A 14782-nucleotide genomic window follows, 5' to 3' on the forward strand; every position below is an offset into this window, starting at 1 on the left:
TAGTTACAAAAGCGGGTAAGGCTGTACTTTTTACACGGGCGGAAATAATGTGTAAAATAACAACAAATTTGTTATTGTCACCCGTAATATTTTTTATCAATTGTCTTACAGCTCGTGTTTTTGTATGATTGCAAGAGTTAATCCCTAAAAAATTAAAATGAAAAAATTACTATCATCCTTCGCATTAGCTTTATCTTTTTTGTTGACTTTAAGTTCAGCGTATGCGGTCACGCCAGTCCCTTACGACCCGGTCGTTTATAACGGACGCACATATTACATTCAAACTTACTATGGCACTTTTAACAGTCCGCCATCTGGTAGCGTTGTATTCAATATCATCGGTGGAACTGCAGCCCAAGACATCGCAGGTTTGGTGGGCAATGATTTCGGCACTACGAATTTTAATTTTACGCAAGCTAACACTGGAGCTGGCCCAAGCCAATATGGACCCATCTTTACCACTTTCCAAAGTGGCGGTTTTGCAGGTGGTTATGCTTACAACACAACAACGAAAACCACAGAGATGGCCATTGGAAATGTAGGTTCATCTTATACTTGGGCGTACTATACAAATAGCGCCCCTGCAGGGGGGTACTCTGTAGGTGCTCCTGAAATCGATGGCTCACTAGCCCCTAAGGTTGGATTCCTACTAGGCTGTTTGTTCTTGATGTTTGGTCGCAAAAAGCAAAATACAGAATCTTTACTGAGCGCTTGAATCATCTAGTGCTTTAATTCATTTAGCCCACTTCGGTGGGCTTTATTTTGTCTATCAGGTACGTAGTGAAGTAAATGAGATCAATTGACCGAGGGGCTGATCTTTTGGGTCTTTAACCTTCATTGCTTAGCGTTGATTTACAGATGCATTACCTATAATCAATGAATATTAAATAACCAATGATTGGAGACGAGCATGAATTTTAAAAAGATATTAGCAACCCTAGTGATCACCATAAGCACATGGTTTAGTGCAGGAGCTGCTCAAGCGCAGCTTACCAATTATGACTTTAGTGCGAGCATAAGTACGGGCGGAAGTATCACAGCTACATTTACCGCTGACTTATCTCAGGTATTTGGTCCAGCAGAAAATGCAATTAGCCCATTTGTGAGTGTTGCCAATTTCACAGTCAACGGCACACCAGCAGTTGCAACCTATCCATATTCCACTATAAATGGAGGGGCAAGCTACCCTTACTTCGGTGCAGTTGGATTAAATGGATTTTCTTTTGTAGGCTCAACCATGATCTATCAAAATTCAACCAGCCAATATGTTGGTTTAAATATGGTAAGTCCAGCTGGGCTGGGTAATTATTCCGGTTCGGGCGATTTTAATGTGTTCAATTCTTTGGCGGATGCTCAGGCCTTCTATTCTCTTGGTCAAACACCTCCAACCCCAATTGCTACTGGAACACTGTCTAATGTGGGTTGGAGCGCTAACGGCGCCCCTGAAATCGATGGCTCTCTCGCCCCTAAGGTCGGCTTTTTGCTGGGCTGTTTATTTTTAATGTTTGGACGTAAGAAAGCAAGTCCAGAACCCTTAATTAGCGCTTAAACTGACTACCGCTTTAGTTCATTTAGCCCACTTCAGTGGGCTTTCTTTTGGTTGCATGTCCTGGCTATTTAGAGGCTGACCCTGCTTATTAACAAGGACATTGGCGTCTTGCAATGTTTGATGAGATGAGGGCGGCTATAGGCGTAGGGCGATTGCTGGGTTATCGCTCAACGCTCATTCTCATTGCTATTTTTATAACAATAGGTTTAAATAAGCAAATAAGTGATTGTTTTTGAACAAGAAAATACTGCAGTAAGCATTTTTTATCATTAATAAAATCTAGGTACACCCTAGATAACCCAAGGTCAGACTGAGTTATGCAAGCAATTAAAGTTCTCGTAACAAACCAAAAGGGCGGGGTTGGGAAGAGCACTATTGCAGCCAATTTAGCTGCTTATTTGGCAATTCAGAACAATGTGCGTGTCAATCTGATCGATTTTGATCGGCAATCCTCTTCATCCAAATGGATTGCTCGGGCCCCAGATATTGGGCTCGAAGTACACCAGGCTAACTTGCCTTATGAAGATACAGGCTCCTTAGTACTCGCTGAGGCTAGGCGATGCCTAAATAAGTTTTCCGTTGCGTGTGACATCAGCATCTCCGATTTAACCTGGACGTATGCCATGTCACCAGAATTTATGTTGGAGTACGACATCATTCTGACACCAAGCGCAACTTCAAAATTTGAGATGGCCAGCTCTGAAATCTTCATCTTGGAATATATCCAAAAACACATCAACCAGATTAAGAGCCGTCGGCAACATATCCTGATGGTGCCTAGTAGAGTAGATCGAAAGTTTCAGGCAGAGCAAACCTTTTTGAACTTACAAAACGTAGAGCAGTGCTCAGTAGCACCCCCAATATTTTGGATTCCGGCGATTGATGATTTTGTTTATGAAGACTTTCTGTGTGTATCGACCAATACCGAGGTTGCAAAAAATTTCTCCACATTTGGCGGCTATGTGGCCAAACTCATTGCAGACAAGATCTTGACTAAAAAAGCCCTGCACGAAAGCGAGCATGCCATCAAGCGGGCTGCAAACATCAGTATTTTGGACAAATACAGGGCTGAGCAACAGCGGGAAAAGCAGGCAAAAAGGGCTGATATTCGTTCCTGGATACCCGATTTTTTAGTCAAGAAGTAGGGCGGCCTGAGTTTAATCCTCACGATTGTTCTGCCTTTGTTATTCAATCAGGCCAATAAATATGAGCTTTTAAGCCCATTTTTGCTAAAAAGAGAGTTTGTAAAGTGTTTCAACCCTCTTTTATCTCACTAAAACAACAAAATTTGTACCAATAATGTTGAAATCAGCAGAAATCTAAGGTATATTTAGACCATAAATATAGCTTTTCAGTAGGATCTTTGTAGGTTTAGTCGGTTAAAGAACGAAAGAATAAATAATGATTTTCAAAAAACTCATTTCAACACTAGCATTTGCAATTACTGCATGTGTTTGTTCTGTATCTGCATACGCGATACCAACAACTACCTATTATGATTTTTCTGCTACAGGTACGGTGAGCAACAACACTCTTACGCCCCCAGGCTCTAACTATGATTTTTCTTTCCTCTTATCTACAGCTGATGGACAGAATTTAAATTTTGTGAGCGGTACTGTTGGCGGTGTCGCTGTTACACCTACAACTTCTAATAATATTGGTACCTTGAGCGGCTCTTCGTTAAATACAATTGCGTTATCTTTTTATAGCGGACTAACTAGCCCTGTCAGTGGTCTTTTAGTAACTAAATCCGCACCTATTCCCATCACAACTAGCGTTACGGTTCAAGAATATTTTACAAATACTGGTGGTGCAAGCCGTTCGCAAGATACCAATTCTTACCTATTCCAAGTAGCAGGCGCCCCAGAAATCGACGGCTCACTCGCACCTAAAGTTGGATTCTTATTGGGTTGCTTATTCTTAATGTTTGGTAGAAAGAAGTCTGCACCTAGCGAATTAGCTACAGCTTAACTACTTTCTTCTTCAAACCTAGGCCCGCCAGTGTTGCACATGGCGGGCTTTGTTTTTTCTGAAGCCCAATCCTCTAGTTTTGCTGTAGTTTCATTGCGTTGTAGTTTCTTAGTGTTGTAGTTTCGTGGTGCTCTAGTTTCATTGCGCTGTAGCTCATTACCATCTCTCCATCAATTCACCAAGACCTGCAAAGCATCTTGTCCTGCCGATGCAGAGTTTTGAGGCTCTATTGTGGTGCCTCTTAAAGATATGGCATGCAATCTCAATGCTATAAAGGTTTAATGAAAATTCCCAAGCGTCATTCACACGATGGTGCATTGGTCTGCCCATTCTGCAGCGCCTCCATTCGGCTAGAGGATCAGCGTATCCCACGCATGTGCCATCACTGCCATCGCAATTTATATCGCCCTGGTGATCGCTTCTTGGTATATCTGAGGCAATCCTATTGGATGCGCTTTGTACTGGGCTTAATTGCTAGTATTTGGATTGTGCAGATTGGAATCTGGGCCTGGAGTTCAAAGGCCTTTGACATCTTTTTGCTGCTTCTCTTGGGTATTGGTGTTTTTGTTTATTACCTACTTAAAAAGCAATGAGCCATTGGATCAAATGGCTTCATTAACCTAGATTGCTGATTTATTGCGGCATATCTGTACCTCAGCAACTAGGGCGACCTTTGATTTGATGCCAACACTTTTTGTTTAGCAAACTCCCATTAAGTATTTATAAGGTCTAAAAAAGACCTGTTCATGGGGTTAAAATGAGATAAGTAGCACCAAAAATCATAATGAATTTATTTTGTGAAGTGTTTTCCGCTGATTGCTGACTATGCCAGTGATGGCGCTATTGATTTGAGATTTGGGTAGTTTTTAAGAAACTGATTTCAACTAAATTTGTATGAAACTGAAGGATGCATACGGGATGTCTAGTATTCAAAGTTTGAGAGACTGTACAGAAATCTGTAGAGCCTTAATAGGATTCAGGGGCGCAAATTGTCAGCGCGGGATTTGCTATTTTCTGCGTCAAGTCAGCCTGAGCATCAATCTAAGCTTGTTTGTATTACTCTTCGGTGTCAACGTGCCTCACGCCTTTGCGCAAGTGGAGTATTTCACCTTTACAACCCAAACAGGTACTGGTGCGGGCGATAGTTTTACGGGATATTTTTCCGGCAGTAATGGTTTACTCAGTACTTTTATCAGCGGCACTTACTATGGTGCAACCTATATCCCCTCAGACAATGTTCCCGTGTCGAAAGATCCAGGCCCAACAGGTATTGTAAGTAACGCAGTAGGCACTTATTCTAAGGGCGGACAAAAATACTTTGGTGCATACTCAGGTTCCAACATGACAGTGTTGAGTATGAATTTTGATGTGGGCGGTTCAAGCTATTATCACTACGCATTCGCTTACCCAACCTACTTTACCGATCCAAATAATCCAGTGCTATTCTTTACTGGACGCATTGATGGAGGAAGTACCAATATAGTCGGCACACCGGGCTATAGCTTTAGCTCTGGAGCCCCCGAAATCGACGGATCACTTGCTCCTAAAGTCGCCTTCTTATTGGTCTGTTTATTTTTGCTCTTTGGCAAAAGGCGACATACCTCAGAAAGCGGATCCTTGCGCACGGAAACGTTCCATCATCCGTAGTAAAACGTATTGCTTGAAACTCATCACCCACCATCCATCCATCAATCATTCATCATCATCATCATTCACCATTAGCTAATCACTAGTGACTGGTGATGAATGATTGCTAGCTCGTGACGCTTCATACGCCTCAGTAACATGAGGCGAAATAGGCTTATTCAGTCTGCAAGTGGACGCAACTGGGCACAAGTGGGCACAACGCTTCTAAAGTGTATAGTGAACTGTAGTAAGCAAGGTTATCCAAGAACGCATAAAACTTTGCGTAAAAGAAATTAGGAAAGAATGCAGATTGCCTTAAGAATGCTATTCGTGAAACTTTTTAGAACACTACACACAATACCTGCGCAATTGTTCGGGCTACGACAAGCCTGTATTTCTTATAGTTTTTTTCTTCATCTCTTGCTGGCAACTGGGTGCTTTACCAGTACGCTGACGCACGCAGTCAACGCTGGCAATAGCAATGCTAGCGTGAATCAAAGTGCTCATTTAGGCGCTAACTCCGGACCTGACCAGGGTAGTGGGGCGAAGTCTGCAATGTCCGCATTAGCAGCACCCTCTAAAGCTTCATCAAACGCATCGCAAATACCAGCATCTACGAAGGCTGCAAATACTGTAGTGACTGGAGTTAATGGCGTAAATGGGGTCAATACTTCAGAAGAAGTGGTGGCGATCGTCAATGGCATTGTGATTAGCAAAAGTGATATTGATGATATTACGGCGCGCAACTTGCAAGGCGTTACTGACCCGCGTGTAATCCGGCAAGTACGCATACAGGCATTAAACGATTTGATAAACGAATATCTGGCGCAAGCAGCATTTGAGCAAACTTCCATCTCAAAAGATGCGCGTGCTGCAAAACAGTTAGAGCGATTAAAGCGCCAAGTAGTATTTAATTACTACTTGAGTAGTCAACTCAGCGATTTACCAAAACCGGATCTTCGTAAGATTGAGGCCTATCTCAATAAACATCCTGAGCTTAGCTCCGGGCGACAAAAGTATCACTTTGTGCAGCTCATGATAGAAGCTCATTCAACAATGACTTTGCCGCAAGTACAACAGGTGATTACTCAAGATCCTAGTTTAGGGACCTTGATTAACAGTCTGCAATCTCAAAAACTCTCGTTTGCACGTAATGATGTTTGGCGCTCAAGCGATGAACTGACTCCAGAAATGCTTAAGCAATTAAATGCCTTAAAGCCTGGTACTGTCAACACCCAATTGGTTACCAATCAAACCAGCATCGAAGTGCTCAAGTTATTGGCTGTATTGCCCGATCCAATCACTATGGCCGAAGCCAGCACCAAAATTCAGGGATACGCGCAAGATGAGTTACGTAATCGTTTGGCGCGTGATCTGATCAATAAGCTGCGCGCTAAAGCGAATATTCAGATTGTGGATCAGTCTCTGACCCCATCTGAAGCAAATGACAATTTGGCAAATGCAGGGGTAGGTGGCGCAAATGCAAGTCACGCGCAGGAGGTATCGGTTGCGTTTGAATCTGGCTCAAGTAGTGTTTTTGCATACGTTTTGACAATTTGGTATTTTGCATTAGTGCTGATGGCACCAGTGGCGCTGATTGTGTTTTATCGCCAACGTATGGTCATCCAGAAGCCCAGCAATATGTCCTTAGATGAATTAATGGACCCAGAGTATGCGAGCTATGTGCGCCATACCATCTTGATCAGAAGATTGATTGTAATTCCCTTCTTACTATTGATCACGTATGTCATGTGTTTACCCTTGTTAGATTTCTTTAGAAATCCCCCCGCAGGGATTGGCATTCGGATAATTGCTATGTTGGCGATCGCAGGTATCCTCAGCGGGGCGGCAGTGATCTTCGCAGGCTATCGTTTTACGCCAATCAAGCAACGCCTCAAAAGTGGCTGGTTAGGCCTGATCGCTATTCTGGTGATACAAGGCTTATTGTTTTGGTTTGATGTGCACGCCTAGTAGTCTCTTGCACGATGCATCGGGGCTGTTATTACTCTTTAATAATGCCCTGTAGCCATTCTTTATACATTTTGTTTTGTAGCTAACTTTTATATTGCTACCGTAGATGCTAAAGAAAATTGATAAAATTTGCACTCCAAGTCAAAAAAACCGAGTAAAAGTTTGCATCTTGTGTTTGCCTTATCGGGCAATTTGACTATGGAAAACTTTTTTCATGTCATTCACGTGTTCCAGGAAAATGTAGGCATTCATTTTGAGCTCAATGCCCTTGTTAAAAGGCCATCTCGCACAAAAGTAAGGGCTGCCGTCTAACAACAGGAGTCCCTAGATGGACTGGTCAGCCACTTTTTTATCCCCAGAAATAGCATTACTTTTGTAAATATTGAGTTTTCTAGCGATTTTTCAATTTCAGGAAAGCAAAATAAGCTTTTAGATCATAGTAAAAAGCCATGCAAATCGATAGACTAAAGATGCATCTTAATGTTAAGATGAATCTTTAGTCTATGAAAAAAATGAAAATAAAAAATGAAGAAAGCGCTTGGCTCTGACTTTGCTTGGCAAGACTGGCGTGTCAATGTTAAGTCAGGAATTTTTACGGTTCGTGATTTGCGTTCAATCTTGCTCAGTTATGCATACGCACTCAAGCTTGAGCCAGAAAAACGCTATCTCTGTATTTTGACTGAAAGCAAATTGACCTCAGCGCGCCTGGAATCTGAGTTACAGGAATTCAAACAAGTCGTCTCGAGCCCAATTGCTGAAAAAATATTTCTTGCTTTACATGATCAGGGCAAAGGTTTTATTTCATTCCCAGAGTTTGGATGTGATATTCCCCAAAAAGACTTAAAGCAATTTATTCAGGAGCAAACAGCTTTAAGCAGAAAACGTTTACCAGGCACCAATCGAAGTACGGTGTTGAATTTGCTCATTCTTCAGTGGCTTCATCAAGGGGAGCCTCAAACAACGGAGTCATTGTGTCAAGCAAGTGGGGCAAGTTACCCAACCGTATTCAATACTATCAAACGACTTGAGGCAGAGGGTTTAATGATCAGAGAGTCTGATCGTCGTGTGAGCTTAAAACGATTTCCTGAGAATTTGTGGAAGCGTTGGACTATTGACGGTGGAGAGCGAGGATCTATTCGATTCAGAGATATGTCTGGACAGCCCCGCACTACAGAAGATTTGGTAGAACGCTTCAAAAAACTCGCATTAGAAAATGTGGCTATCGGTGGCGTCATTGGCGCAAACTACTATTATCCAAAGCTTGATATCACTGGTAGCCCATACTTAGATTTGGTAGTTCATGGGAGTGCAAACAGCAGTCTAGAATTTATTCAAAAAATAGATCCTGCGCTTCATCAAGTGAATAGCTTGATCGAGCCAGCCGATGTCGTGGTACATTTTTTATCTCGCACCAAGCCTTTTTTCAGCAGAGATCCTGAAGGACTTTTACTGGCCGACCCCATTGAGTGTATGGCTAACTTATATGATGGTGGCTTAGATTATCAAGCCAATGATATGCTGACAGCTTTAATTGCAAATCATGATCAGAGGTAAATCTTGGCCTTAGTCAATCTACAACCTAACGATATTCTGAAGCAGGTTGCCGACGCACTGCCAGAAGGTTCCAGAGAAAATATCATTGTGATTGGTAGTCTGGCTGCGGGACATTATTTTTCACAGATATTGCATCATGGCGGGATTAGAACCAAGGATGTGGATTGCATGCTATGGCCAAATGCTAGTGTCAAGGTATTGGCTAGCAAAGTTGCAGAAGAATTGATAGAGCACGGGTGGCAATTAAAACTGACTGGCGCACATCCGCAATCTTATGATGAAGATACCAAAATTGAAAATTTGCCACTCGTCAGACTGCATCCAACTGGGGAGGATAAATGGTTTCTGGAGTTGCTCAATTCACCTAATGCAGAGTTAATGCAGGGAAGTATGCGTAGTATGGAAAAAGTGAAAACGAAGCATGGATATTTTGCTTTGTGTGGATTTAAGTATTTAAGCTTGGTTGAAATAGATCCTATTAAAACAAGACATGCATTATCTGTAGCTAGGCCGCAGATGATGGCTCTAGCTAATCTATTACATCATCCAAGCATTGGGACTGAGAAAATTGGAGATACCAATATTAAGCGTTCCAACAAAGACTTAGGCAGAGTATTGGCGCTAGCATATCTTATGAATGAAAATAAAGAAGACCTTCGTTTATGGCCTAAGGAATGGTTAGCTGCATTGCAGATCAAATTTCCCGAGCAAGCAAATGAACTCGCGTTGCGAGCTGGTACTGGCCTAAGAGAATTGTTAGCAAGAGAGAATGATTTTGATCAAGCCGTGAAAACCTGTAACGAAGGCTTGCTTGCAAATTATCGTGTGACTGCTGAGCAATTGCGATTCACCGCAATGCGGTTTATGGCAGATGTAGTAGATCCAATTGAAGTGATGGTTCAATAGATGAAAAAATCTAGTAATGTAGTAATCATCTCAAAGAGGTGAAGGGTCTCCAGATACCCATGTGATCAATGGTTGCTTTAAATGATATTGCTGTCATCATCTTAATTAAGATTGATTTAATTACCTCATTCATTCAACTTCAGTTTGGCGTCTAAAGTTAAGTTTTAGCCTTAGCCAGAATTCTTAACCCAGTCTACATGATGGCATTTGGCTGAAGAACTTTTAACTTTTAAACAAACCCAGTGGTTTAATTACTCTCGTGTCTTTTGCTCCATTGCTAGCAGTGTTGCTGCTCCAACCTGGAAGCGATGCTGGCTCATTGAGTTGGCTAACGCGCAATGCGTCAGAGAGAACTTGGCGATAGTCGGTGGTAACGGCTAAATCTAAGCCTTGATCCATTTGCTTGGTCGCTAAGCCTGGCCAGGTGCCGAGCACTTGTCCACCCTGAATTTGATCGCCCATTGCAAACCAGCAGGCACCATGACCATGATCAGTGCCATTACTTTTATTGGAGCGCACTCTGCGTCCAAACTCAGTCATCACAATCACCGTAACACTTTGATTGCTCGCTTGCATGTCTTCATAAAATGCGGACATCCCTTTAGAGAGTTGTCTAACTTGATTACTAAAGTGACCACTTTGATTCTCGTGTGTATCCCAACCACCAAAATCAATATTGGCTACTTGCAAGCCCACTTGCATTTTGGCTAAACGTGCAATCGAAGAAAAGGAGCGCGCCAGTTCGCCGGCGCCATCATAGTTAGCAGTGCCGCTGGGTTGATAAGGCAACACTTTGCCGGTGGTATCACGCACAATCGACTGGTTAATACTGTCTTGCATATTTAAGGCATCGAGCATAGCGGTATTCATGACGCTGGAGTCGGCTGCCGCGTTAGACATAGCTCGTAAAAACTCCTGAGTTGGCTTGCCCCAAGGAACATTGAGGCCTGCATTGAGATCGGGCGCAATTAACGAATTATTAATCCCTTCTAAAGCCAGGGGCGTAATCGTACTTGGCGCATACGCTGGAATGAAGCCCGCATTCGATCCAGGGCGACTGTGATGATTGGCCACAGAGCGCGACATCCAACCTGGAATTTGCAGAGCATTGCGATCTTGTTTGATTGAACTCGCACCCCGCTCAATCATGCTTTGCGCTTCTTCATGCGAGCGCGTAGCATCGGTAATGCCCACCGCATGAATGACTGCCAAGTGTTTAGCTTGATACAGCTCCGCTAAACCAGTGGCTTCGGGATGGAGATAAAAACTGGTTGCCCCTAGGTTAGGCGAGGTCGATTGATTTAATAAAAATCCCGCGCGTCCTCCTGCATCAGCGACGCGTAAATCCGCTGGCCTGGCCTCAATAAAATCAAGGTCATTTGCAGGGCTAACTAAATTTAGACCATCGGCGCCACCGCGCAAAAAGACTGTGACTAATAAAGGAGACTTTGAAGAGGATCTTGAACTGGTGCTTAAGGTGCTCTGTGAGGACGAGCTTGCGCTTTGTGCCCCTTGCCCCCAGACCAGCTGACTGACGCCCGATAAGGGCAGTAAGCAACCGGCAGCACTCGCAGCTTTGATAAATTCACGACGAGAGAGAATCAGTTTTGTGTTCATCGTAGCTGAAACTCGGGTGTCATCGCAGACCATGCGAGCATGCGTTTGGCTAATGCTGCATTAGTGAGTGGCGCATCGGGTTTTTGCCCAGCAGCCCCAGCAGCTTTAGTCAGTTGCTCGCTGAGCAGCGCAGTTGTTGATGAATCTGGAGATTTCAGAATCTGGTTTGCACATTGATTAGCAAATACTTTTGTAGTTCTGGTTTCTTTAGCTTGATCATGCAAAGCAAACGCATCAATGTTGCCGCAGCCCCACCAATTATCCGTGAGGCCAGCGAGCAGATTCCAGCGTTGCCACAAAGCGTTTGCGCCTAACCAACGTGCATTGACATCGGGCAAACCGGCAGGCGTGTTCCAGCCAAATAGCGGTTGACCACACGCGCTCAGATGATTGATGGCCCCCATGGTTGGCTTGAAGGGGTAGGGATTGGGGTTGGGGTTATTAAGGCTATTAGCGTTGCCGCTATGTTGTTGCAAGGCACGCACATAACTAGCCATGAGTTCTGTTGGGCGTTTCACTTTGGTGCTGTGAGTAGTGGCAAATTCTTTACTAAGCGCAATATGTTCTACCACTTTAGCAATTTGCCTAGGGTGTTCTTGATTGGCCATCCATACTTGAGCGGCGCTTTTGACCAGGCTCTCAGGAGGATTATCACAGAGCAGGCGAGTGCACAATTTGTGTGAGAGATAAAAAGCAGTAGCGGGATGGTAAGCGGTTAAATCTAAAGCGCGCAGACCATCTTTCATGGGGCCTTGATAAGGATCAATTTCGCTAGCCAAAATTCGTTTTTGATATTGATCGTGCCAAGCATCGACATACACAAACTCACCGGTGCGAGGTAGATTTTTGCCATTGCCAATGCCGGTACCATCAGCAATGGACCAACCAGTAAAGGCTCTTGCTGCCTCATAGACATCTTGATCAATATAGCCAGCAGGCTTGCCGGTCAGAGCCCCAGGGACTTTGCGCCATTGGTTATACAAAGTATTCAGATAAGCAGGACTACCCATGGTGTGCAATTCGAAGAGTTCACGGGCGTAGTTTTCATTCGGAGCACCTGCGCGCGAGGAGCGATTATTCAAATAATTGAGCATCGCTGCGCTTTTGGCAACCGCTTCTAACATCTGCCGAAAGTTACCAAAGACATTAGCCCGAATCACCTCGCGATCGTAGACCGGAAAGGTTAGCAAAGTAGGGCCACCAACGCCAATATTGACATTAAAGTGCTGATGCCAAAACGCCGTCATGACTTCACGTAACTGCCATTGGCTATAGACCGACCGGATTAAGGTGGCGCACATCACTTCCCGAGCGGGGCGCCATTGCTCTTCTCCGCTTACCTGTTTGCCAGGCGGGGTGATATTCATGAGTTGTTCTGAGGAGGCATCAAGCCAGGTGAAGGGGCGGATTTCATCGACGGCAGGCCATAGACCGTCTTTATGTTCACCATATTTAATGGGCAGAGTAAAGCTAGAGAGCTGCTCATGACAACGAGTATCGAGCGCTTCAACCGGATTGAGTTGTTCTGTGAGCCACGCTTCATAACCTTGGGTCTCTAGCTGGCGCAGGCTAAAAACGTCAGGCCCGAAAGCCAGCCGGTTTAAGGCAACACTAGGAGAGATCGATTTAGCCAAAGCCCGACTAGACGCCAGTCCACCAGTTGATGCCGAAGCTTTGGGGTTGAGCTTGGCATCCGCCTTGGTTTGTTTAGTCGTGGGTTTTCGCTGCCTAAGCTTGGCGCTCTTTTGCAGGGGCTGTGATTGTGTCAATGAAGTAGTCATCCAGAGTGAGATTAAACCAATTTAGAAACGAACCGACCCAAGCGCTTTCATTTATTCAGAAAAGACTCTTGAATGTGGTAAAAATGATTAACACGCTTGCAAAATAGTCTAGTAAAGTTATTTTCAAGCTGTGTATTTAAACATTTATGAAAAGCAATTATCAAAGGCAAATATGGACAAATCATCATTTGACTCTAGCAATCCCTTAGATCGTTTTAATTGGTTTGATGGTCAGCGGATTGGATTTATTGTTGCTTTTTTATGCGGTGCATTTGGCACGGTGACTTTGAAAGAGCTAGGCATTCCCGCTTTTTATTCCATCTTGCTCTTCTTGGTAGTGGTGCTGAGTTATATCACTTATTGCTCGCATTCTAAAACTGATATTCGTCCAGAAATTTTGGGCGATAACATTTACTACTTAGGTTTTTTGCTTACCCTCGTGAGTTTGGCTTACACCTTATATAAATTTTCCTCTGCCAGTAATGAGATCGACGAAATTATTCAGAATTTTGGAATTGCGCTCTCATCTACATTAATTGGCGTAATCGGGCGGGTGTACTTTAATCAAACCCATGAAGAAGATGCAGAAGAGGCGCCGAGCATGGTTGATCAAGCTACTCAAGATGAGCTTGCCTTGCGTGAAGTCATGCTCAATCAAGCAAAAGCGCTCGCTAGCGAAAGCGCGCAACTAAGCGCCTCATTAACGCAATCGGCTACCCAACTTCATAGCCAAGTAGTTACCACTGCACAAGCCCTTGAGCAACTGGTCTACAGCGTGCGCACCAGCAGTCAAAGTCTCGTGCAATCGCTTGAAGAAACGCAAACTGCGTATCAGCAGTTTCATGAAAAAAACAGTCAACTTGATCAAGAAACCCGCGCTTCAGTACAGGCGATTTCCACTCTTAAAAATACTTTGAGAGCATTCACAACATCTCAGTCCGCGGATGAAGCTTTGCATAGAGAGAGTGATCGTGTCGTCAAGTGATCACAAGGGCTCAGCTAGTAACTCAACCAGCCGCGCTGAAGGCGCTGCTCGAGAAGGCCGTCGCCGTGGGGTTGTTTTAGGGCTGACGATCGCAGAAATTATTCTGTTGATCTTGTTTGCTGTGGTCTTAGCGATGTCTGGTGTATTGCTCAAGCGTTCAGCCATGATTAAGGCACAGGTCGCCGCACCTCAGAAAGAGGAGACACCAAAAGTGGTGGTAGACCCTAAGATTTTACAAATAGGCTTGGACTTTAAAAGGATATTTGGGGATAAAACGGTTGAGCAAGTAGCCGCAGAATTAGCTTTATTACAAAGTGAACTTAATAAACTCAAAGCAGAAATGGCAAAGATGGGCAATGTGGAAGTGCCGCCTCCTTGTTACGCGAAAAACAATAATGGTCAAACCCCTTATATCTTTGATATTCGAATTAAGAATGATGGCTTAGTCTTGTTTGATACTGCGCCCGAGAAACTACGTGCGCAATTACGAACCGACATGCCGATTCAGCCACCTTTAGAGCGCCCACTTTCTGTGTCTGAATTTAAATCAGCCACAAATGGATACATTAACTATGGCAGACGTAATCAATGTAAATTTTATGTCAAGGTATATGACGATACTGGCAGCAAAGATAGGGTAAAAAATCAACTCAAGGTGATCGAATCGAATTTTGTCTGGACTTTCATTTTGACGATTAAGCCGGGAGCGCAAAATCCGGATGATTTGAATGTTTTCCAGACTACCCCAATTAAATAATAATAGGCTGCAATAACAACAAGCCGTAACAGCAACAGACTGTTCTGAGTCCTTACCCTAGTCAA

13 protein-coding genes are annotated in these 14782 nt (G+C 43.8%); 11 read left to right on the forward strand and 2 right to left on the reverse strand.

Annotated elements, in window-relative coordinates; translation table 11 throughout:
* Window positions 1–157: 157 nt before the first annotated feature.
* The 9 genes from ICN37_RS02820 to ICN37_RS02860 all read left to right on the forward strand — a co-directional run bounded on the left by ICN37_RS02820 (window position 158) and on the right by ICN37_RS02860 (window position 9577).
* On the forward strand, window positions 158–715 hold the full coding sequence (locus tag ICN37_RS02820; protein ID WP_216154681.1) for a hypothetical protein: 558 nt from the start codon (window positions 158–160) through the stop codon (window positions 713–715).
* A 195-nt stretch (window positions 716–910) separates the two neighbouring features.
* On the forward strand, window positions 911–1549 hold the full coding sequence (locus tag ICN37_RS02825; protein WP_216154683.1) for a hypothetical protein: 639 nt from the start codon (window positions 911–913) through the stop codon (window positions 1547–1549).
* A gap of 317 nt (window positions 1550–1866) precedes the next feature.
* Window positions 1867–2694 (forward strand): ParA family protein, encoded by an 828-nt coding sequence (locus ICN37_RS02830; protein ID WP_216154685.1) that lies wholly within the window; start codon window positions 1867–1869, stop codon window positions 2692–2694.
* A gap of 256 nt (window positions 2695–2950) precedes the next feature.
* Window positions 2951–3520 carry a hypothetical protein gene (locus tag ICN37_RS02835; protein ID WP_216154687.1) on the forward strand — a complete coding sequence of 190 codons (570 nt, stop codon included), beginning with the start codon at window positions 2951–2953 and terminating at the stop codon, window positions 3518–3520.
* A 281-nt stretch (window positions 3521–3801) separates the two neighbouring features.
* Window positions 3802–4113 carry a hypothetical protein gene (locus tag ICN37_RS02840; protein WP_216154689.1) on the forward strand — a complete coding sequence of 104 codons (312 nt, stop codon included), beginning with the start codon at window positions 3802–3804 and terminating at the stop codon, window positions 4111–4113.
* Between the two features lie 481 nt (window positions 4114–4594).
* Window positions 4595–5167 carry a hypothetical protein gene (locus ICN37_RS02845; RefSeq protein WP_216154691.1) on the forward strand — a complete coding sequence of 191 codons (573 nt, stop codon included), beginning with the start codon at window positions 4595–4597 and terminating at the stop codon, window positions 5165–5167.
* Window positions 5168–5476: 309 nt separating this feature from the next.
* Entirely contained in the window at window positions 5477–7117 is a 1641-nt protein-coding gene (locus ICN37_RS02850; protein WP_216154693.1) for a peptidylprolyl isomerase, read from the forward strand.
* Window positions 7118–7642: 525 nt separating this feature from the next.
* On the forward strand, window positions 7643–8671 hold the full coding sequence (locus tag ICN37_RS02855; protein ID WP_216154695.1) for a MarR family transcriptional regulator: 1029 nt from the start codon (window positions 7643–7645) through the stop codon (window positions 8669–8671).
* A 3-nt stretch (window positions 8672–8674) separates the two neighbouring features.
* Window positions 8675–9577: a hypothetical protein gene (locus ICN37_RS02860; RefSeq protein WP_216154697.1), complete on the forward strand. Its 903-nt coding sequence runs from the start codon at window positions 8675–8677 to the stop codon at window positions 9575–9577.
* Window positions 9578–9799: 222 nt separating this feature from the next.
* Here the strand turns inward: ICN37_RS02860 and ICN37_RS02865 are convergent, their stop codons facing one another.
* Window positions 9800–11194 (reverse strand): DUF1501 domain-containing protein, encoded by a 1395-nt coding sequence (locus tag ICN37_RS02865; protein WP_216154816.1) that lies wholly within the window; start codon window positions 11192–11194, stop codon window positions 9800–9802.
* Entirely contained in the window at window positions 11191–12975 is a 1785-nt protein-coding gene (locus ICN37_RS02870; protein WP_216154699.1) for a DUF1800 domain-containing protein, read from the reverse strand. Before ICN37_RS02870 ends, ICN37_RS02865 begins: the two co-directional genes overlap by 4 nt.
* 172 nt (window positions 12976–13147) lie before the next feature.
* Between ICN37_RS02870 and ICN37_RS02875 the strand changes: the two genes are divergently transcribed.
* Window positions 13148–13960, forward strand: coding sequence for a hypothetical protein (locus ICN37_RS02875; protein WP_216154702.1), 813 nt, complete (start codon window positions 13148–13150; stop codon window positions 13958–13960).
* Window positions 13947–14717: a hypothetical protein gene (locus ICN37_RS02880; protein ID WP_216154704.1), complete on the forward strand. Its 771-nt coding sequence runs from the start codon at window positions 13947–13949 to the stop codon at window positions 14715–14717. The genes ICN37_RS02875 and ICN37_RS02880 overlap by 14 nt, the downstream gene beginning before the upstream one ends.
* Window positions 14718–14782 lie beyond the last annotated feature (65 nt).

The organism is Polynucleobacter sp. P1-05-14 (assembly GCF_018881675.1).
In the GTDB taxonomy this organism is placed as follows: Bacteria; Pseudomonadota; Gammaproteobacteria; order Burkholderiales; family Burkholderiaceae; genus Polynucleobacter.

Bases quoted from the DNA above. Each gene is read 5' to 3' on its own strand.
- ICN37_RS02820 (WP_216154681.1), top strand. From the start codon at position 158: ATGAAAAAATTACTATCATCCTTCGCATTAGCTTTATCTTTTTTGTTG.
- ICN37_RS02825 (WP_216154683.1), top strand. From the start codon at position 911: ATGAATTTTAAAAAGATATTAGCAACCCTAGTGATCACCATAAGCACA.
- ICN37_RS02830 (WP_216154685.1), top strand. From the start codon at position 1,867: ATGCAAGCAATTAAAGTTCTCGTAACAAACCAAAAGGGCGGGGTTGGG.
- ICN37_RS02835 (WP_216154687.1), top strand. From the start codon at position 2,951: ATGATTTTCAAAAAACTCATTTCAACACTAGCATTTGCAATTACTGCA.
- ICN37_RS02840 (WP_216154689.1), top strand. From the start codon at position 3,802: ATGAAAATTCCCAAGCGTCATTCACACGATGGTGCATTGGTCTGCCCA.
- ICN37_RS02855 (WP_216154695.1), top strand. From the start codon at position 7,643: ATGAAGAAAGCGCTTGGCTCTGACTTTGCTTGGCAAGACTGGCGTGTC.
- ICN37_RS02865 (WP_216154816.1), bottom strand. From the start codon at position 11,194: ATGAACACAAAACTGATTCTCTCTCGTCGTGAATTTATCAAAGCTGCG.
- ICN37_RS02870 (WP_216154699.1), bottom strand. From the start codon at position 12,975: ATGACTACTTCATTGACACAATCACAGCCCCTGCAAAAGAGCGCCAAG.
- ICN37_RS02875 (WP_216154702.1), top strand. From the start codon at position 13,148: ATGGACAAATCATCATTTGACTCTAGCAATCCCTTAGATCGTTTTAAT.